Source organism: Mucilaginibacter rubeus (assembly GCF_003286415.2).
GTDB lineage: Bacteria > Bacteroidota > Bacteroidia > Sphingobacteriales > Sphingobacteriaceae > Mucilaginibacter > Mucilaginibacter rubeus_A.
Genome location: NZ_CP043450.1, coordinates 7,112,813 through 7,132,101, shown reverse-complemented (window position 1 = coordinate 7,132,101; position 19,289 = coordinate 7,112,813). Strand labels below are relative to the sequence as shown.

Genomic DNA, 19,289 nt, shown 5'->3' with positions numbered 1-19,289 from the left:
TAAAGGCTTTTGTTGTTTAACGGCTAAATTCAACAATATCCGAGTCGGGATAGCAAAGCGTTAGCTTACTATCAGTAAGTTCCTTAATGCAAAACTTGGTATAAGGCCTGCTCCCCTGGTATGAGGTGTAAATAGTATCACTTTTTACAAAATAATCCTCTTTACTGGCCTGCCCATCATCCATAATAAAATCTTTATCGGTTATGGAAAGCTTGGTTGAACCATCTTTTGATTTCCAGTTACCTTCCAGCTTTTTGTTAGGTGCCGGCGCGGTTGAACAAGAATAAACCAGTAACATACCTGCAACTGCAGCAAATATCGGAGCAAACTTTTTCATGACGGATCAGGATTTTTAGAACGGCTTACGCCTTTTGTCGAATTTAATTATTGGGCCGGTTTATCAACCAACTGCGATTTTTTTAAGTATACACGATGCCCTTTCTTATCTACATAAAAATAGTGTGAGTTTTTATCTATGTAGATGGTTTCGCCGTTAGGGCCAACTTTGCCGGCATATTTTTTATCGGCTACTGCAGCTGCGCCTTTAACGGCGATCTCTGATGTTTTGTGCCCTATCTTTTTAGTGGTCTTGCTGATTTTACCGCCAAGGGTCGAATCTTTATGCGTTTGGGCAAAGCCGGGGCTAACCATAAATGTGCCAGCGGCAAACAAGGCTATTTTAAACAGATTTTTCATAAGTGACAGTAATTAAGTTTCTTTTAGTAAGAATCAACTCAATTTTTCGGCCAAATTTCTCATTTCTATCACAGGTGAGCGTTTTTGATACAAAATAGCATAAACGGCCTCGCAAATAGGGATGCTTACACCATATTGCTTGTTAACCTCGTGTAGGCAATTTACTGCATAGTATCCTTCGGCAACCATATTCATTTCCAGTTGTGCCGATGTTGCGGTATATCCTTTGCCTATCATATTACCAAATGTACGGTTGCGGCTAAACTGCGAATAAGCGGTAACCAGCAAATCGCCAAGGTAGGCTGACTCTTTGATATCCCTGTCAATAGGATGAACAGCGGCCACAAAACGTTCCAGTTCACGAATAGCGTTTGATATCAGCACTGCCTGGAAATTATCGCCGTAGCCAACGCCATGGCAAATACCGCTGGCAATGGCATAAACATTCTTTAATACCGCGCCATATTCGGTGCCGTAGATATCATCAGAAATATTGGTTTTGATATACCGGGTATTGATCATACCGGCAAATTCCGAAGCCAGCTCGGTATCGCCGGAAGCAATGGTGAGGTACGATAATTTTTCAAGCGCAACCTCTTCGGCATGGCACGGACCACTGATCACCATAAAGTCATCAAACGATATATCGTATTTTTGATGAAGAAATTCGGCAATTATCAGGTTTTCGTCGGGCACTATACCTTTTATGGCCGATACTATCTTTTTCCCCTTCAGATCGGCAGCGGTAATATCTTTTAGCGCTTCTTTCAAAAAAGCGGCAGGTACATTGAGCAGTACAATATCCGCAGCCGCTATAAGCGGCTTCAGATTGGTAGATATATTTTGTTCAGGAAGTTTGATCTCCACCGAGCTTAAGTAGTGAGGGTTGTGCGCAAACTTTTGCAGATGTTCCACAGCTTCGGCATTTCGCATCCACCAAAAAATTTCTTTTTCGGTAGTGTTGTCGATAAGCATTTTAATATTGGCCGTAGCCCAGCTTCCCCCTCCAACAACTGTGATCTTGTTTAATTTTTTGCCCATTAATAAATAATAGAAATATTGCTGCCTGGTTTTAATCGGCACAGCAAATTAATGAAATATTATGCAGATTGGCCTAATGACTTTTAGATGCGGCAATTTAAGGCAAGAATTGATTAAATTTGTATAACAGCGATTAAAAAATGACAACAGTAACAGTAGACATTATAAATGAAAAGGCAATGAAGCTTCTGGAAGATATGGAGCTGCTTCAGTTGATTCGCGTACACACAGAGGTTAAGGAAAATTCCAATAAAAGTTGGATTGCCAAATATAAAGGAGCAATGACTAAACAGCCTATTCCCGACGTTGATGCCCAATTAAAAGAATTAAGAGACGGATGGGAGTAAAATATCTTTGGGATAGTAATATTGCTATCTATTTTCTTCAAAAACAATTTCCACCCGAAACAGAAAAATTCATTGAAGATTTATTAGCAGTCAGTCTCCCGGCAATATCAGCAATTACCGAGATTGAGTTATTATGTTGGAAAACGGCTTCTGATTCCGATCACCAATTGCTGACCGATTTTATTGGCGATGTAACTATTTTTGAGCTCGAAAATGCTATAAAGCTTAAAACTGCTGAAATCCGCAAAACAAATCGCATAAAACTTCCCGACGCTATTATTGCTGCTACCGCATTAGTTCATGATCTGACTCTTGTTACAAGGAACATTAAAGATTTTGATAAAATCAGCGGGTTAAAAATTGTTAATCCATGGATTTGATTACTCCTTTACACTACCGCAGGTTTAGCGATAGCGTAACCTGTGGTTAGCATTGGGGAAGCTTCCAGCTTCCGGAGAATATAATTTAAGCTGAAAGCTGAAACCATTAACTGCCACGGGTTACGCTATCGCTAAACCCGCGGCAGTTAATTTCTATGCATAATAAAAACGCCCGGCTTTGCCGGGCGCTACAAAAACTAACTCTTCATTTGCACATTTGAAATCTGCACATCTAAAAATTACTTAGTATTATCAGCGTTAAATAGCTTTGATTTATCTACTTTCTGAACCATTTGACCGTCGCTAAGCGTTTTTGAAATGGCCGAATATGGCGCTGATACAATTTCTTCTCCTCCTTTTAAACCGGATAAGATCTGGATATAACTATCATTCTGGATACCGGTGGTTACCTGTACCTGTTTCAACTTACCAGCATTCAACACAAACACATACTCCTTAGCTATCGGGCTGATCTGTGGCTTGCTCTTATCGTCATCTGCTTTAGGTGGACCATTTTCTTCTTTCTTTTCCTCACGGGTGGTTACCGATTGAATTGGTACCGACAATGCTTTAGCAGAGTTAGTGCTGATATCAACAGTAGCCGTTAATCCCGGACGGAAAGGCGATGGGTTATCAGCAGTTTTCTTTAACAAAGCAACATACGATTCAGCATTGATCCTCACTTTTACGGTAAAGTTGGTTACCTGGTCGGCAGATGTACCTACTACGTTTGCCGAGCTTCCTATTTCAGTTACCACACCGGTAAATTTCTTGCCTAAAAACGCGTCGACCTCAATTTTTGACGAATCGCCAAGCGAAATACGGTTAATGTCGTTCTCATTCACATCAACGTTAACATCCATTTTGCTTAAATCGGAAATTGTCATGATTTCGGTACCGGCAAATTGTTGCGTACCTAAAACGCGCTCACCTTTTTCAACGGATAGTTTTGAAACCACACCATCAACCGGCGAATAAATAGTAGTTTTTGCCAGGTTATCCTGCGCTTCCTTAACCGATGCCTGCGACTGGGCCAAACCATATTGCGAACCTACCACGTTTTGTTTAGCAGCCTCAAGGGATGCTTTAGCACCTTCGTACGCGGCTTTGGCATTTTCAAATTCCGAAATGGTTAATACCTTTTTATCAAAAAGCTCTTTACTGCGTTTGTAGATACCTGCCTGGTTATTATAGGTGGCTTCGGCTTGCTTAAGCATCTGGTTTGAATTACCTACGCTTGCTTTTTGCGTATTGTATGACGCGATAGCACGGTCATAACCTGATTTTAAAATATCTGGCCTGATCTTACAAAGCAGCTGGCCTTTTTTTACCACATCACCCTCTTTAATTGGCAGTTCAACCACCTCACCAGATACTTCCGGGCTTATCTTAACCTCAACATGCGGTTTAATTTTTCCGCTGGCCGATACAGTTTCATTTATTTCACGTGTTTCGGCCTTTTCGGTAGCTACCTGGGTTAGCGCAGGCTTACCTATCAGGCCCGTTGCCTTAGCAACAATCAGCAGGACAATCAGGGCGCCAAGACCTATCAGAATATATTTAGTAGTTTTTCCCATGACGGTGAATTTGGATATTTTACGGTTAAGATTTTATTATAGTGTTATAGGGTTACCTAAATAATAGTCAATGACCTTGCTTCTGAAAACCACCTGATATTGTGCCTCAATCATATCAAACTGCGATTTATTGAGATTGGTTAATGATGTATTGTAGTCAAGTGAGTTAACCAAACCTACAGTATATCGTTGCTGTATAATGTTAAACGCGTCTTTATTTGCATTATAGGTTTGCGTAGCAGATACATAACGCTTGTCGGCAGCCTGCAAATCCCATACCGCCTGGTAAATGATCTTACTCAGGTTATTACGGGCCAACTGCGCGGTAACTTCCGCATTTTGGTTTTGCAGTTTGGCTTTGCGTACCGCCGTACGTGTTGCAAATCTGTTAAATATCGGGATCTGTAAGCTTACACCTAAGCTTTGATTAAAATTATCTTTTAGCTGCCTGAAAAAAGGGTTGCTTTTGTATGCATATTGATAAACGGGTGTAATTACACGTTGCCCGTTATTAAAAACCGTTCCGATAGTATCAAAAGCTCCTGTAAAGGTTCTGCTAAAAGGAACATTTTTTGCATCCGAAAAATATGATCCGGCGGCACCAAACAACACTATTGATGGATAATAGGCACCTTTGGCTACTTTAACACCCTGCGCTGCAGCTTTTTGGCGTTGCTCGGCCAATAACACATCGGGATTTACGGCAAGTGCCGTTTTTACAACTTCCTGAGCATTATAAACGGTTTGTACATTATTGAGCTTGCTGATATCCGGCCTTTCAACTTTAATATCCGTTCCCGGATCCATTTCCATGTATTGCTTTAAAGTCAGCAGTGATTGCTCCAACTGATTTTCGGCATTGGTATAGTTAAGCTCGTTGGTTGATAGCTGTGCTTTGGCCTGTGACAGATCGGCAAGGGTTTGGTTACCTACGTCGAAATTTTTCTGGGCACGGTCTAAGGCTATTTTGGATACATCAATTTGTTGCTGAGCTGCTGTTACCAGGTCCTGGTTAGTTAATACCAGCAGATAGGTGGTAACTACGTTCAGGATCAGATCGTTTTTTACTTTGGCCACATTGGTTTTATCGGCATCAAGTAAGATCTTGTTCTGGATCACTGTATTGCGCAACTGGCCACCCTGGAACAAGGTTACCTGCGAGTTAAAGTTACCGTTAACTGCCAAAATACGCTGGTTGCTGAACTGGTTGGTTGAAGGGTCGATATTACGTCCAAAATTAAACGCACCCTGCGGACTTACACCTAAATTGGGCAGCTGGTTATATTTCGACTGTTTAAGGTCTTCGTTGGTAACGGCTGCTGTAAACTCGGCTTGTTTAATGGTAAGGTTGCGATCAAGGGCAAGATCTACTGCTTTTTGCAGGCCTATTACTTCCTGCGCGCGGGCATTAAAGCCGCATACCGAAAATATAATTGTGCAAATGAGCGTTGCTTTAACTGATAGTAGTAATTTTAGTTTCATAAGGTTTTTCTATACAATGGTAAGCAACTGTTCATTACATTGCAGTGTTTATTTTTGTTAAATGTTGTTAATAGGGATAAAACACAAACTACCTCATCTGTATGTACCTGGTTAAAACTCCCTGGCTGCTGAAAAAGCTCTATCCCGAACTAACATGGGATATAAGATCAACTGACCGTTGCATTTATCTCACTTTTGACGACGGCCCTATACCAATTGTTACACCGGCTGTATTAAATATTTTAAAACAATATAATGCTAAAGCCACCTTTTTTTGCATTGGCGACAATGTACGCAAACACCCCGATATTTTTGAACAGGTAAAAGCCGATGGTCACGCTATTGGCAATCACACATTCAACCACCTTAAAGGCTGGAAAACCGACACGCAAACCTATCTCGATAATTTTTTGCAGGCCGATAAATTGCTGGATACACCCTTGTTCCGGCCCCCTTATGGCAGGATAAAAAGGGAGCAGGTCCGTGCGTTGAAAGCGGCCAAACCAGATCTGAATATTTTTATGTGGGATGTGCTCAGCGGCGATTTTGATATCGCCCTGAAACCCGAAGACTGCTTAAAAGGCGTGCTTAAACATACCGAAGCCAGATCAATGGTGGTATTTCATGACAGCATCAAAGCCTTTAAGCGCTTGGAGTATGTATTGCCAAGGGCTTTAGAAGTTTGGAGTAAGGAAGGATATAGTTTTAAGAGTTTACAGTAGGCAGTGGCAGTTTGCAGCAATAAATGGCCTATTGCTATCACAAGGCACAGCCTGGCGGTAGCGGAGGAATTTCAAAGGGTAAGCCATAAATCCTACGTAAAACGTCATTGCGAGTAACCATCAGGCGAGCCTGAAAAAAAACGAGATGACGTATAGCATATATTTTAGCGATGGTGTGCGGGGTAGCGTTAGTGATAGGAGCGGATACCGGCCTTGTGGCTAATGCCTGTGTAGTATGAGCGTATAGCACGGGCCGCAGGCAACGCCCATATTTACAAAATTGAATTAAAAAATATCATTAATAATCAACAACTTACAATGACGTCATTATAAGGCACGAAGACAACCGGCAGGATGGAGCTCATTAATAGCTATAAAAGAAATTATAATTATTAATAATCCCCGATTAGCAGGCTCGCCCTGTGTAGTTCGGGATTGCTTCGTGCCTCGCAATGACGTGGAGGGCTACTCCGCTACCACCAGGCTGTACCTTGCGGTAGCAGAGGGTATGGTTTTCTATTAATGCTATGAGTTATTGTTTGTAAGCAGTCTTATTACTTTCAAGTTCCCCGGAGGGGATACCCATTTGTAGAAAAATAACGCTAATAATTTTTTGCCTCGTAGAGGCTACCCTCTCGACATTAATTATAAACATCGATGATAGGGGAGCACCGACGGTGCAAAATAAATGTTTTGAAATTCTATTCTACAAACAGGTAGCACCTAACGGCGCAAGAAACTGGAGATGTGTGCCTACAGCTTCCCCAAAAGGAAGTTTCGTATAAATCAAAAAAGCCGCATGTTCATAAAACATACAGCTTCTTGCTATTTGAAAAATGTTGTTAATTTATTTTTTAGCAGCAGCATTTTCTGCTGCTTTGATAATTACTGCGGCAACTGCTTTTGGTTGAGACATAAATACCACGTGGCTGCCTTTTATTTCGGTTATTATGGTATTTGAGCGTTTGTACATTGCACGTTCGATATCTGGGTTGATACTTTTATCCTCGGTAGCAACTATGCCGTAAGCTGGCTTATTTCTCCAGGCTGGATTAGTGATAGGGGTAACAAATCCTTTAGCATAAAAGGCGCCCTGTGAAGCATACATAAAATCGGCTTCTTCTTTGCTGATATCGGCACAAAAACCTGCATGAAATTTAGCTTTGTCATAATAAACTATGCCTTTGTCATCTGGTGCTAATACGCCATTTTCAGGAGCTGGAGGAGCAGTCTGCAACCATTGCAGGGCTGATTCGCCTTTATCTGGCTGGAAGGCCGCAATATAAACAAGGGCTGCTACTTTTGGATGGTTACCGGCTTCGGTAATTACCGCGCCACCCCATGAATGTCCTACCAGTATAGCAGGGCCATCCTGTTTGTCAAGCGCAACTGTTACAGCTTTAACATCGTCTTCTAAAGAAGATAGTGGGTTTTGTACCACAGTAACATTGTATCCTTTTTTGGTAAGTTCGTTAAATAACGCTTTATAGCCAGATCCATCGGCAAATGCGCCGTGAACCAATACCACATTTTTAACGGCCTGTGCCTGTACTGATGATTTAAAACCTAAAACTGTTGCAAGGGCTAATACAAGACTAAGCAAACCTGCTTTGATACTGTTTTTAAATGATGGAGTTTTCATATTGTTTTGTTTTTAAATGTTGTGTTTGATTTAACAATACAAAAGTGCCCCAAATGTGGCAGGTGCGAAATGTCGCCAGTTCCCGAAAGATTGTAATTTCTTCCCGGGGGATTAAACAACCCTTGTAAAAATGAAAAAGCCGGCAAATAATTTACCGGCTTAAACTAAAAAAAGCTTTAATTATGCCAATACAGGCTGTGTTTTTCCACTTCTGAATTCGGCAGGCGACTGTTTGGTATGCCGTTTGAAAAAATTGCAGAAATAGGCCGGATCTTCAAAACCCAGTTCATACGTAATTTGCTTAACCGATTTGGTAGTATAGCTAAGTAACCGCCGGGCTTCAACAATAATACGCGACTGGATCACTTGCTGAGGGGTCTTATCGTTATAAAGCGAGAAAATATTCGATAGTGTTTTGGGCGATTTATTCATCAGCCCCGCATAAAAATTAACCGAATGCTCGTTTTTGAAATTCATTTCGACCAGCAGGTTAAATTTCCGGAAGATATCCAGTTTTTGATCCTGGTTATTCTCTGTGGGGATATATTCTGTGCGGGCCATCTGCGTCACCATAATGATCAACCGCTTTAACAGCATAATCAGCATGTCGTTCTGGATCCTATCTTTAATATGCAGTTCCTGGGTAAAAATATCAAGTAATACTTTAAGTTTTAAAGCATTAGGATCATCCAGGGGAATGAATAACAAATCGCCTAAACCAAAAAGGAAGCCCACACAGCTTACTTCGGTATCATGATCAACTATACAGTAAAATTCACGGTTAAACTGCCAGGCAACAATATCTGCAGGTTTCTCGAAAGTAAACGACTGATTGAACATCAGCGGCAGCAATGTATTTGTGTTGAATACGTGATTGGTGCCGTCTATATTGATAATTTGCTGCCCGCCCCTGTTCCAGGCTATGGTAAAATATTTCTTTGCCTTATCCCGGGTGTAAAAAAAGCGATCAAAACTTTCCTCCCCGCTGAGCAATAATAGATCTCCCCCGGTTTTATGATCTGATACGGTTAACTTCATTGAACGTTTTTGCTGATAAATATAGGGCAGATTGATGAGGTTTTAAATAAAACATCCGCATACGTTTTAATGCATGCGGATGTTTATATAGTACTAACTGTTTTTTACGCTTCAGAAGCTTTTTGTGCTGCTTCAATGATCACTCCGGCAACTATTTCCGGCTGCGACATGAAAATCACATGACTGCCTTTTACCTCGGTAACTTTGGTGTTTGACCGTTTGTACATCGTATGCTGAATATCCGGGTTGATGCTTTTATCCTCTGTGGCTATCAAACCATAGGTTGGTTTATGCCGCCAGGCCGCGTCTGTTATTGGTGTAACAAAACCTTTTGCATAAAACGCTCCTTGCGAGGCATACATAAAAGCAGCTTCGTCGGCATCGATATCGGCGCAAAACCCTGCGTGAAATTTGTCTTTATCATAATATACAATACCTTTTTCATCAGGAGGCAGCACACCGTTTTCAGGTGCCGGAGGCGCAGTTTGCAGCCACTGTAATGCCGACTCGCCGTTATCCGGCTGAAATGCCGCAATATATACCAGTGCGGCCACATTTGGATGGTTACCTGCTTCGGTGATAACAGCGCCACCCCATGAGTGTCCGGCAAGAATGGCCGGTCCGCCAATTTTGTCTAATACAACGTGTGTTGCTTTTACATCATCTTCCAATGAGCTTAGCGGGTTTTGTACAACCAATACATTATATCCTTTTTGGGTAAGGATTTGATAAAGGGCTTTAAAGCCCGAACCGTCGGCAAACGCGCCATGCACGAGAACGACATTTTTTAAGTTTCCCATAGTTAATCTGTTGTTTTATAATGGTTTGATTTATCACAAAGCAACAAACTGTTTAAGTTTAAAACAATGTACGAATAGCGGAAACACATGTACAATTAGCGGTATTTTTTCAGGAAAGCCATAGGCGACATTTTTACCATGTTAATAAACATTCTTGAAAAATAGGTATAGTCGGCATAGCCCAGCTCGTAAGCAATGGCCTTAATGGTTTTATCGGTGTAGATCAGCAGGCGTTTTGCCTCTATCATGATCATGTATTGGATCCAATAACTAACTGTGTTACCTGAAATCTCTTTAACTGCCTCGTTCAAATAGGGAGTAGATATATGCAATGCCGAGGCGTATGATGAGGGCTTCTTTAATGTTTTATATTCCGCAAAAATCAACCTTTTAAATGCCGTAGTGATCCTGACAGCGCTCGAATCCTTTCTTCCATGCGCTATTGTGCTATCAGCATATTCCCCGGTAAACATACCTGCTACCGCATCTATTAAACCGCGTTTAACGTGCTCTTTAAAACTATTAAAGCTTTTATCTGTGACCTCGGCAAGCAATAACGAAATAGCAGTTTGCAATCTTCCGGCCTTTAACGGATTTATTGCAACCGGCGTTTGAGCAAAACAACCTTCATCAAGGATAAACTTATAAGTTTGATGAAGCAAAAAGGCATCAATAGCAATAACGTAGGCATCGGCTTCGGTATCAAAATGCTGCATTACCTGGCCCGGCAAAATATAATAAACAGATTGAGCGGGTATCAACACCTCATGTGAATCAACGATGAGTTTCAGGTTACCTTCCTTTACCAACACAAAAAGATAATGTTCGTTGCGGTGAGGGCTTTTAAGAAAATGAAGATCGCCTGCTTTTCTATAGTCAACCACTTGCAAACCAAGCTCAATTACTTCATCAAGTTTGATTGTAGGAATAAGTTCATTGCTCATCTTGTTAAATTCAATACAGCTATTACACTGTTGTTTAATTAATTACACAAAGTTGCTTATTCATTGGCTTAGCATATCTATGTTTAATTCCCGGATGATTGTAATTTATTCCCGGATAAACTAAGTGAACTATGGCTGTAAGAATGGAAAACAGACGGCACTATGCAAAAGGAATATATTAGCGCCACAGATCAACAAATTGCCGCAATAAAGGTCAGTCTATTCACGGGATAACAGGATAATCGATATCTAACCGATCAGCTATCTGCATGATTTTAAGGGGGGGTATTGAGCCCTTTCTTCAGATCATCAAGTTTTAAATTATTTGCTTTGCTCTTAAAAACGAATGTCTTGAAATCAAGCTTGCTTGCCTCTATACTAAATTGCTCCTGGTGGGTGTTCAATAATTCTAACGTGAATAAATCTATCCGGGCCTTTAATCCCGGGATTAAATTCTCCAGCGCAGTTATCCATTTTTCCACGTTATTTAAAAACACCAGAGCTTCTGCTTCATCAACAAACGATAGCTTTTCCAATTGTTTTCTGATGGTGATAAACTCCATGTTAGGCCAGTCTTTAGATTTCAGAACGGTTGTTTGCCATATCTTCTGCTCACTTTTCCAATAATCTTGTTTTGCTTTTACCCGGTGAACAATAAAGCCCGGCAGCTCGATGGCTGTCAAAAAACCGCCATGACATGCGTCGGTGTCGATGCCGTAAGTATTGTTTTTTATCAGGGGCACATCACCGACCACATGATGGCCATAAATAACAGGCTTCTCCCCTTTGTAATATTCACTCCAGTAAGTTTCAGGCAGATATTTTTTTTCTAAATAGCGATCGCCTGCTGTCGCCCCGCTCAATACCTCTTCTTTTTGCTGATCCAAAGCCTTGTCATGTTCAAAAGCTGCGTGAACAATAATAGCTTCCTCTGTTTCATAATAATAACCAAGTGCACTTAACCAATCTAAAAACGATTGATAGTCCTCCGCGAATTGCACTTTGACAATTTCCTGCGCGTAGCTCAGCACACTGTTTAGGTGTTTTCTTTCATGATTGCCAATCAGCACTTTGGTATTCGGGCGATACTTAAGATACTCATAAACCGCTTTCGATTTATTGCCCCTGTCAACTATATCGCCTACCGAAATGAGGGTATCTTCATCGGTTAAGCCTATCTTTTTAACAAGCGCTATAAGCTCATCATGGCACCCGTGAATGTCTCCTACAACAAATGTTTTTGGCATATAATCTTATACAAACCGATTAATTTAAAGATATCCCTAATATTTCTAAAACATACTTTGCTTTAACTCGATGACTACTAAATGAACTTTCAACTGCAAACTGAATACTGCCTACTTTTTATACATTTGCACCCATGAGCAACGAACTCACCGACAAGGCATTTTGGGCCGGTTACTGGGAATCAAAAAAAGACCTGGCATTTAATGTGCCGGCTAATTATACTTTTCATAAGCTGCTAAAAAACATTACGGATGCCAACAAACCAGCGTCGGCCATTGAGCTTGGTGGTTTTCCGGGTTATTTCGCTATTTTTTTGAAGAAGTATTTCGGGTTAAAAACCACCCTGTTTGATTTTTATGTTCACCCTAAAGTTTTGAAGGATGTGCTGGACGCCAATCAGCTTGACGATAAAGATGTCGCGGTTATTGAAGGCGACCTGTTCAAATATCAACCCGAAACCGAATATGACCTGGTGCTTTCATGCGGGTTGATTGAGCATTTTAACGATACCAAAGGCATCATCGAAAAACACCTGTCTTTCCTGAAACCGGGTGGCACGCTGTTCATTACCCTGCCTAACTTCACCGGTGTTAACGGATGGATACAACGCAATTACGACCTTAACAACTACGAAAAGCACAACATCAGCAGCATGAACCCTGCCTTACTGGCCGGCTACTGTAAAGAGCTTGGGCTGAAAAATGTTGAAGCATATTACTACGGCAAATTTTCTGTCTGGCTGGAAGATAAGGCTAACAAACCTGCCATTGCTAAGGCAATTACCAAACTGGTTTGGGTAGCAGGCAAGGTTTTCACCAAAATTATCCCGGTTGAATCAAAACTGTTATCACCTTATATCGTAGTGACAGCTACCAGGTAAATCTTAATCGTTTCCTTTTAATGGACTGTATTTTGCCAGTTTCTGGTATAAATAACTGCGCTTTTTCATCGCGTCGGAAAGTGTTTTGTCATCAGCCGGATCATCACTGAGTTTGGTTACACCAATTCTTTGCGAACCGTAGATACCTGTGTGCCCGCTGAAAAGGTAAGCTGTAAAGCATGCAACGGCAAATAACAGGGCATGCTCGCCCCCAAAAAGTTCTATCCCCATAAACGTACAAGCCAGCGGCGTGTTGGTTGCTCCCGCAAAAACAGCGATAAAGCCTAAAGCGGCAAACAAACTTACCGGCGCACCCAACAAGCCGGATAGCGTATTTCCCAAAGTAGCGCCAATATAAAACAGCGGTGTTACTTCGCCGCCTTTAAAACCGGTGCCAAGCGTTATGGTAGTATAAATTGTTTTCCAGAGCCAGCTCCAGGTATCAGCGCCTCCGGCATGAAAAGCCGAGGGAATAGTAATAGCACCCAAATGTTCGGCATCCACACCTAAGCTTAAATAATCGGGTTTTCCGTTAATGTAAGTAAGCGCGATGATGATCAAGCCGCCGATAAAAGGAATAAGCCAGGGCGTTTTTACGTATTTGGTAAAAAAGCTTTTAATACCATGCACCATTTTTGCAAACAGGTAACTGGCCAGGCCGAAAGCGATTGACGCTACTATCGTTTTCATGATCATCAACAGATCGGTTGAGATATAACCCGAAAACCAGTGCGGGATAAGAGGGATAATATCGATATGATAGGGCGTATGATGAACGCCCCAGGCAGCCACAGTTACATCGCCAACTATACCGGCTATGAGGCAGGGCAGCAGTGCGTTATACTGTACCCGGCCAATGGTTAATACTTCCATAGCAAAAACAGCGCCGGTTAATGGCGTACCAAACACCGCCCCGAAGCCTGCTGCTATTCCTGCGGTAAGCACCGTTTGCGTATCGGCATCATTCAGCTTAAGCCACTTACCTATCATTTGGGCTAAACTGCCACCCATTTGCACGGCCGTGCCCTCGCGCCCGGCCGAGCCGCCGAACAGGTGTGTAATAATGGTGGTAATTAATACCAGCGGCGCCATCCGTTTAGGCACCCCTCCGCCTGGATTATGGATCTCGTCGATAATTAAATTATTCCCCTTTTCGGCAGAGCCGCCCAAAAGCTTGTATAAAAAAAATATAGCTATACCCGCCAGCGGCAACAGGTACAAGAGCCAGCTATGTGCAAACCTGAAATGAATAGCCCAACTCAACAGCCACAGGAACAAAGCCACAGCACTGCCAATAACTACAGCTATAGGAATGATAATGACCGTCCACCGGAGGGCATTTTTTAGGATTGCGAAATGTTGCGAAGAAAAAAGTTGGTTTTGCATATTGCTGATATTTATTTACCCACAAAAAATTAGCACAGGACAAAAGCCTGTGAGTTAATTATCTGTAGGCGCCATCAGCTTTTTAGGGCGGTTAAGTAGGAAGACACCATTTCCTTTTGTGATGCTAATATAGGTTTCTTTTTTTCTAAAACAAAAGTTTTAAAAGTACAAGATGTGTGATTCCCCATTGAGACAGTAATAGCCCGTGAATTGACAACTCCCTCCCTTGGGAGGGGCGCGTTAGGATTGTGTGCTGGCAGGGAGGGGTTTACGCGTCTTGTCAACAGACCGGGCCTGTCGTTGAAACCCCTCCCTACACCCTCCCAGGGGAGGGAATCGCACAATCCATACATTTAAAATGTTCTAACTATCTTTTATGGATTATTACTCTGAATAGGGGATTCTAAAATCTACAAAACAAAATAGCCTTACTTAGCACGTGTGCATGAGTAAGGCTATTTTTCCAGGCCGGTTTGAGCCAGCCGGCTCAAGTTATTCTACTTAAGCAATGCTTAGTGTTTCCACATCCTTCAGAGCCAGAAGCATTAATTTACCCTGGTATTCCACCCAGATGTCGGCGAAACTATTCTCATCGTACCCCATAAATTTTAATGGATGACCTATATGCAGGTTTTTCCATTTCTTTCCGATGTACTTAAGGAGTTGTCCGCTTTTTAGTGTGTGCTTTGCCATAAGTTTTAACTTTTAGGAGTGAAAAACTAAATTAATTAACGAAACCGATAAAATTTAACTTTTTAAGAATATTTTTAGAATTGTATCAGGTTTATTACAACTGTTGGTTAAACAGCCTTTGTTTTATTTTGCTCAATTACTTCTAAATAAAAGTTCTCGTACTTGGGCAAAATGGTAGACAATTCGAACTCTTTGGCGTGCGCCAGCGCATTTTCTTTAAATTTAGCTAAACGTTCCTCATCTTCCAAAATAAATATTGCTTTTTCGGCCATACCGTCAATATCGCCTGGTTCTTTTAAAAATCCTGTTACACCGTCAACATTTAATTCGGGCAAACCGCCCGCGTTACTGCTGATTACCGGCACCTTACAAGCCATCGCTTCCAGCGCTGCCAAACCAAAACTTTCTGATTGTGATGGCATCAGGAACAGATCCGATACAGAAAGGATTTCTTCAACAGCATCCTGTTTACCCAAAAAGCGTACGTTATCGGTAACCCCCAAATCGCGGCAAAGCTGTTCGCACATAGAGCGTTCGGGACCATCGCCCACCATCAACAACTTAGATGGGATCTTTTTAATCACTTTGGCAAAGATCTTCACTACATCCTCGGTACGTTTTACTTTACGGAAGTTGGAGGTATGTACCAGGATTTTTTCGCCCGACGGAGCAATAGCCTTCTTAAAATGATCTTTGGGTTTAAGGCTGAACCTGGTAAGATCAATAAAGTTAGGAATCACGAGGATATCCTTCTTAATATCAAAAAACTTATAGGTATCGTCCTTAAGATTTTGCGATACCGCGGTTACCCCATCGCTTTGGTTGATAGAAAAAGTAACAACCGGCTTAAAGGTACGGTCCTTACCAACCAGGGTAATATCGGTACCGTGCAACGTAGTTACTACCGGGATATAAATGCCATAGGTCATCAGGATCTGCTTAGCCATAAAAGCGGCCGAAGCATGGGGGATAGCATAATGCACATGTAGTACATCCAACTGCTCATGACGCACCACATCAACCAGCCTGCTTGCCAGGGCCAGCTCATAGGGCGGAAAATCAAACAGCGGATAGTTAGAAACCGAAACTTCGTGATAGAACAGGTTTTCGGAAAAGAGATCCAACCGGGCCGGCTGGTTATAGGTCACAAAATGTACCTGGTGACCACGGTCTGCAAGGGCTTTACCAAGTTCAGTGGCAACAACCCCGCTTCCGCCAAAGGTTGGGTAACAAACAATTCCGATTTTCATTAATATGAATATGTTTTAATTGGTGCAAGTTTAACAGCAATTTACATCAAATGTGTTAAGGCTGTGTAAAATGATGGCCGGATGATAATATCAACCAACAGCTTCTTAATTTAAGTTTATTACCTGTGTTTAACTGTATATTAGAAGCTCAAACAAATAGCTGATTATCAACATGGCAAACGTTATAAATTTAGCAATTAACGGCATACAACATATAGGTATACCGGTAACCAACATTGAAGTATCACAGCAATTTTACAGCAGACTCGGCTTCAACAACGTAATGCAGGCCCCGTTTACGGATAATGGCGGCAGTGGCACCTGCATCATGATGCAGCGCGGCAACATGATCATGGAATTGTATCAGCTTCCCGAAGTTTCATTAGCTGAGATTCGCGCGCGATCAAACGGCCATGTAGACCATGTAGCCTTTGATGTAGATGATATCGACCTTACCTATAAAACCGTTAAAGAAGCAGGCCTAAATATCCTTGAACCCGAACCCGTATTTCTACAATTCTGGAAAAACGGCTGTAAATATTTTAACATCACCGGGCCGGATGGTGAAAGGTTGGAGTTTAACCAGATTTTGTGAATTCGGATGTTCGATTTCGGATTTTGAGCCTTGTCATGCTGAGTGGTATAAAATAGAGATCGGTAAAAGTCAAATGACATATCCGCGGCGTCATTGCGAGGCACGAAGCAATCCCCGATAGGCAGGTAACGACTTATTGTTGTAGTGAACTTACATCGTCGCGCTCTTGGCCGCGCGAGGCCAGGCACTTTTGTAGCCTCAAAAGTACCCAAAAAGGCTTGCAGCAGAAAGGCTTCTTTGCGCGCACCCTACGCTCCAACCCACCTCACGGCCTTTGCCCTGCAAAACGAACAGAACCACGGGCTGCAATTATTTTGCCCCGATTCGCCCTATCCCCAGCTTCTGCAAAAACTTGCTATGCCCCCTGCAGCCGCACATTCCCCGCATTGTTCTGCCCGTTTTCACCCGAAGCTGATCTGCTGCGAAAAACATCCGGTTTTAATTATGCCATGGGTAGGCATGAAGGATCTTCTTCGCCAGGCAGAGCCGCTATATAAAATGAGGAAGATGCTTCGTTTGTCAGCAACACAAAAGTTTAAAACGGCCTGAACAATGGGCGGCTGATCAGTGGCGAAAACGACCATGGGATTGAACTCAGTATCACCAACAAGGCAATGGTTAACCAGATAGCCAGGGTTTTAAATTTCTCCTGATCGGTTGTTTTTCTTTTTGCTTTGGCTGATGCAATGGTGATCAGCGTAATACCTATAAGCATCATGGTGATGTGCTCCATGCCGAAAAATCTTATCTGACGATTTTGCACTCCTTCTTTAAAATGGCTCAAAAAATAACTTACTACCGGGCTTATAAAATATAGCCAAAGTCCCACAACCAGTTGGATGTGTGCAACTGTTGCCGCGATGATTCGGGCACGATTATCTAATTTGGAATACGTTTTATTACCCAGCCATCCGGTATAAGCGCGATACAGGGCAAAAAGCAGGCTGACCAAAACAAACCAGCGAATAAGGGAGTGCAGTGCTAAAATAAAGGCGTACATATACTATAGTATGACGACCGGCAAAGAAAAAGATTTTAAATGAAATAAAATTATTTTGACACCTAATAGTTCCTATCAATAGCCCAGCTATACCAATTCGCTATATCCTCCCGGATATGGTCAATATCATCACAAATTTGCTCAGCAAGGTAATTTTTGCTGCGTTGCTGATTATTTTTATTTACAGTCAAATATCCACAGAACCTTTTATGATTGTCTAAAATAATGGGAGGATACTTGGCATCGTTGTTAAAAGGGGAATATTGACTATTAGCACTCCCATATTTTCCAAGTTCATTCCAAATAGCATTCGGCATATGCCTGGAGCCGTAATCTCCAAAGGGGCTCCAAATGGATTTTGACTCATCCTTACTGCAATTTAAGCACCCCAAATATTTGTCATGCTTTTTACCTACATAAATATGGAGCTGTTCCTCGTGATATTGTTTTATCGATCCGGAGAAAATCAATATCAATGAAAATATAATTAATTTCATATCGGATCTATCTTATATAAATAACACCCGGTTTATCAGTAGGCCGCTTTACTTGTAAAAGCCCTTTACGATTTGCAGGGCTTAATGTCCATACGTTTATAGTTGCACCTGCTTCCGCTTTATTAAATTTATTTGAGATCACATCTATACCCAAAATAGAATCTGTGGCTATTAATATATTTTCATCATCAATAAAAAAACCGTCAACGGCATATTTAACCGGCCCTTTCATATTGAGCCATTGTCCAATTGCTTTAAATGATTTGGTTTCTATTTTGATGTCTGCTTTTAGATTGACCTTTACCAGTCCATACTTATTGAGGTTTTTGAAATTATCAGGGATCCGTGCATTATCTTTTAATACTTCTATTCCCGTTATGGTATTTGGATCAATTGAATTTAAATTAGAAATAATGTTGTTATTGACAATATATGTAGGTGTGTTTTCCTTTGCATCAGGTAAATGATGATAAATAGAATCCGGCGCATTATCTGCATAAAAGCTTTTTACGGCATGAACACTATCAGATTGCGCCATCGCAATTGATATACTGAAAACAGCAATTAATACCGTAATAAGTTTTTTCATAGTTGATAATTTATGGATAAGATGCAGGCGCGATGTTAATTTCCATAAATTATTTTATAAAAAGCAATTTGATATTTTAGTGCCCTAAACCCGGCCTTAAACATGAATAAAATCCAAGTCCTTTTACTTTGCTTTGTCTTATTTTTTGTTGCATTATTTAGCTATATATATTACGAAGCTTCGAGATTCGACGACAACCAGATCAGCGCTTATACCCACGCTAATCACTATAAAATAAAATCGGTCAGGAACGATCATTTTCAATGGTACGCCCATATTATGGTTGATAAAAGCGAGGGAGAGCAGATCTTCAAATTATATCCGTTCGAGCATAAATACTACTCGCAATTCACGACTTTTATCCAAAACAGGGCAGGCTCCTGGTACTACCGGATCCCTAAAAAAGGAGATTTATACGCTGTCATCGCGTTAAGTACCGATAAACAATCTGTCGAGATCTATGAGTTAATGGGCGACTAAAT

Annotated in this window: 23 protein-coding genes and 1 riboswitch; of the genes, 7 read left to right on the top strand and 16 right to left on the bottom strand. The window is 41.4% G+C overall.

What is annotated here, in order from left to right:
* Positions 1 to 16: 16 nt before the first annotated feature.
* Genes DEO27_RS29210 through DEO27_RS29200 form a run of 3 tightly spaced genes read right to left on the bottom strand, consistent with a single transcriptional unit; the run spans position 17 to position 1,737 of the window.
* A complete protein-coding gene (locus DEO27_RS29210; RefSeq protein ID WP_112574767.1) occupies positions 17 to 337 on the bottom strand; it encodes a hypothetical protein in 321 nt (106 codons plus the stop codon).
* A 47-nt stretch (positions 338 to 384) separates the two neighbouring features.
* Entirely contained in the window at positions 385 to 696 is a 312-nt protein-coding gene (locus DEO27_RS29205) for a hypothetical protein (RefSeq protein WP_112574768.1), read from the bottom strand.
* A 33-nt stretch (positions 697 to 729) separates the two neighbouring features.
* Positions 730 to 1,737, bottom strand: a complete 1,008-nt coding sequence (locus tag DEO27_RS29200; protein WP_112574769.1) for an NAD(P)H-dependent glycerol-3-phosphate dehydrogenase — start codon at positions 1,735 to 1,737, stop codon at positions 730 to 732.
* A 140-nt stretch (positions 1,738 to 1,877) separates the two neighbouring features.
* On the opposite strand from DEO27_RS29200, the gene DEO27_RS29195 reads away from it, so the two are divergent.
* Together DEO27_RS29195 and DEO27_RS29190 are read left to right on the top strand one after the other, a co-directional pair.
* The gene (locus DEO27_RS29195) at positions 1,878 to 2,084 is read left to right on the top strand and encodes a hypothetical protein (protein ID WP_112574770.1); all 207 of its coding nucleotides are present in this window, start codon (positions 1,878 to 1,880) and stop codon (positions 2,082 to 2,084) included.
* Positions 2,075 to 2,464: a type II toxin-antitoxin system VapC family toxin gene (locus tag DEO27_RS29190; RefSeq protein WP_112574771.1), complete on the top strand. Its 390-nt coding sequence runs from the start codon at positions 2,075 to 2,077 to the stop codon at positions 2,462 to 2,464. Before DEO27_RS29195 ends, DEO27_RS29190 begins: the two co-directional genes overlap by 10 nt.
* Positions 2,465 to 2,703: 239 nt before the next feature.
* Here DEO27_RS29190 and DEO27_RS29185 read toward each other — a convergent pair whose 3' ends face one another.
* Positions 2,704 to 4,041, bottom strand: a complete 1,338-nt coding sequence (locus DEO27_RS29185) for an efflux RND transporter periplasmic adaptor subunit (RefSeq protein WP_112574772.1) — start codon at positions 4,039 to 4,041, stop codon at positions 2,704 to 2,706.
* A gap of 36 nt (positions 4,042 to 4,077) precedes the next feature.
* Entirely contained in the window at positions 4,078 to 5,523 is a 1,446-nt protein-coding gene (locus tag DEO27_RS29180) for a TolC family protein (RefSeq protein WP_112574773.1), read from the bottom strand.
* Between the two features lie 101 nt (positions 5,524 to 5,624).
* Between DEO27_RS29180 and DEO27_RS29175 the strand changes: the two genes are divergently transcribed.
* The gene (locus tag DEO27_RS29175; RefSeq protein ID WP_112574774.1) at positions 5,625 to 6,245 is read left to right on the top strand and encodes a polysaccharide deacetylase family protein; all 621 of its coding nucleotides are present in this window, start codon (positions 5,625 to 5,627) and stop codon (positions 6,243 to 6,245) included.
* 847 nt (positions 6,246 to 7,092) lie between these two features.
* Here DEO27_RS29175 and DEO27_RS29170 read toward each other — a convergent pair.
* From DEO27_RS29170 to DEO27_RS29150, 5 genes are all read right to left on the bottom strand, one after another.
* The gene (locus DEO27_RS29170; RefSeq protein ID WP_112574775.1) at positions 7,093 to 7,887 is read right to left on the bottom strand and encodes an alpha/beta hydrolase; all 795 of its coding nucleotides are present in this window, start codon (positions 7,885 to 7,887) and stop codon (positions 7,093 to 7,095) included.
* A gap of 180 nt (positions 7,888 to 8,067) precedes the next feature.
* Positions 8,068 to 8,925 carry a helix-turn-helix domain-containing protein gene (locus DEO27_RS29165; RefSeq protein WP_112574776.1) on the bottom strand — a complete coding sequence of 286 codons (858 nt, stop codon included), beginning with the start codon at positions 8,923 to 8,925 and terminating at the stop codon, positions 8,068 to 8,070.
* Positions 8,926 to 9,029: 104 nt separating this feature from the next.
* Positions 9,030 to 9,725 carry an alpha/beta hydrolase gene (locus DEO27_RS29160; protein ID WP_112574777.1) on the bottom strand — a complete coding sequence of 232 codons (696 nt, stop codon included), beginning with the start codon at positions 9,723 to 9,725 and terminating at the stop codon, positions 9,030 to 9,032.
* Positions 9,726 to 9,820: 95 nt separating this feature from the next.
* Complete coding sequence (locus DEO27_RS29155) at positions 9,821 to 10,669, bottom strand: helix-turn-helix domain-containing protein (RefSeq protein ID WP_112574778.1); 849 nt, start codon at positions 10,667 to 10,669, stop codon at positions 9,821 to 9,823.
* Between the two features lie 275 nt (positions 10,670 to 10,944).
* Complete coding sequence (locus DEO27_RS29150; protein WP_112574779.1) at positions 10,945 to 11,916, bottom strand: metallophosphoesterase; 972 nt, start codon at positions 11,914 to 11,916, stop codon at positions 10,945 to 10,947.
* Between the two features lie 134 nt (positions 11,917 to 12,050).
* On the opposite strand from DEO27_RS29150, the gene DEO27_RS29145 reads away from it, so the two are divergent.
* A complete protein-coding gene (locus tag DEO27_RS29145) occupies positions 12,051 to 12,797 on the top strand; it encodes a class I SAM-dependent methyltransferase (protein ID WP_112574780.1) in 747 nt (248 codons plus the stop codon).
* Between the two features lie 3 nt (positions 12,798 to 12,800).
* Here DEO27_RS29145 and DEO27_RS29140 read toward each other — a convergent pair whose 3' ends face one another.
* The 3 genes from DEO27_RS29140 to bshA all read right to left on the bottom strand — a co-directional run bounded on the left by DEO27_RS29140 (position 12,801) and on the right by bshA (position 16,126).
* A complete protein-coding gene (locus tag DEO27_RS29140; protein WP_112574781.1) occupies positions 12,801 to 14,183 on the bottom strand; it encodes a voltage-gated chloride channel family protein in 1,383 nt (460 codons plus the stop codon).
* Positions 14,184 to 14,241: 58 nt separating this feature from the next.
* Positions 14,242 to 14,306, bottom strand: a riboswitch (Fluoride riboswitch).
* Between the two features lie 378 nt (positions 14,307 to 14,684).
* Positions 14,685 to 14,876 (bottom strand): hypothetical protein, encoded by a 192-nt coding sequence (locus DEO27_RS29135; protein WP_091215242.1) that lies wholly within the window; start codon positions 14,874 to 14,876, stop codon positions 14,685 to 14,687.
* A 107-nt stretch (positions 14,877 to 14,983) separates the two neighbouring features.
* Entirely contained in the window at positions 14,984 to 16,126 is a 1,143-nt protein-coding gene (gene bshA / locus DEO27_RS29130) for an N-acetyl-alpha-D-glucosaminyl L-malate synthase BshA (protein ID WP_112574782.1), read from the bottom strand.
* 172 nt (positions 16,127 to 16,298) lie between these two features.
* Between bshA and DEO27_RS29125 the strand changes: the two genes are divergently transcribed.
* Together DEO27_RS29125 and DEO27_RS29120 are read left to right on the top strand one after the other, a co-directional pair.
* On the top strand, positions 16,299 to 16,721 hold the full coding sequence (locus DEO27_RS29125; protein ID WP_112574783.1) for a VOC family protein: 423 nt from the start codon (positions 16,299 to 16,301) through the stop codon (positions 16,719 to 16,721).
* A 144-nt stretch (positions 16,722 to 16,865) separates the two neighbouring features.
* Positions 16,866 to 17,270, top strand: a complete 405-nt coding sequence (locus DEO27_RS29120; RefSeq protein WP_149301888.1) for a hypothetical protein — start codon at positions 16,866 to 16,868, stop codon at positions 17,268 to 17,270.
* On the opposite strand, the gene DEO27_RS29115 is transcribed toward DEO27_RS29120, so the two are convergent.
* The 3 genes from DEO27_RS29115 to DEO27_RS29105 all read right to left on the bottom strand — a co-directional run bounded on the left by DEO27_RS29115 (position 17,257) and on the right by DEO27_RS29105 (position 18,807).
* Positions 17,257 to 17,721 (bottom strand): hypothetical protein, encoded by a 465-nt coding sequence (locus DEO27_RS29115; protein ID WP_112570684.1) that lies wholly within the window; start codon positions 17,719 to 17,721, stop codon positions 17,257 to 17,259. The two genes, DEO27_RS29120 and DEO27_RS29115, sit on opposite strands and share 14 nt — an antisense overlap.
* A gap of 62 nt (positions 17,722 to 17,783) precedes the next feature.
* The gene (locus DEO27_RS29110; RefSeq protein ID WP_112570686.1) at positions 17,784 to 18,218 is read right to left on the bottom strand and encodes a hypothetical protein; all 435 of its coding nucleotides are present in this window, start codon (positions 18,216 to 18,218) and stop codon (positions 17,784 to 17,786) included.
* Between the two features lie 7 nt (positions 18,219 to 18,225).
* Positions 18,226 to 18,807, bottom strand: coding sequence for a hypothetical protein (locus tag DEO27_RS29105; protein ID WP_112570688.1), 582 nt, complete (start codon positions 18,805 to 18,807; stop codon positions 18,226 to 18,228).
* Between the two features lie 102 nt (positions 18,808 to 18,909).
* On the opposite strand from DEO27_RS29105, the gene DEO27_RS29100 reads away from it, so the two are divergent.
* Entirely contained in the window at positions 18,910 to 19,287 is a 378-nt protein-coding gene (locus tag DEO27_RS29100; RefSeq protein WP_112570690.1) for a hypothetical protein, read from the top strand.
* The last annotated feature ends 2 nt before the right edge of the window (positions 19,288 to 19,289 follow it).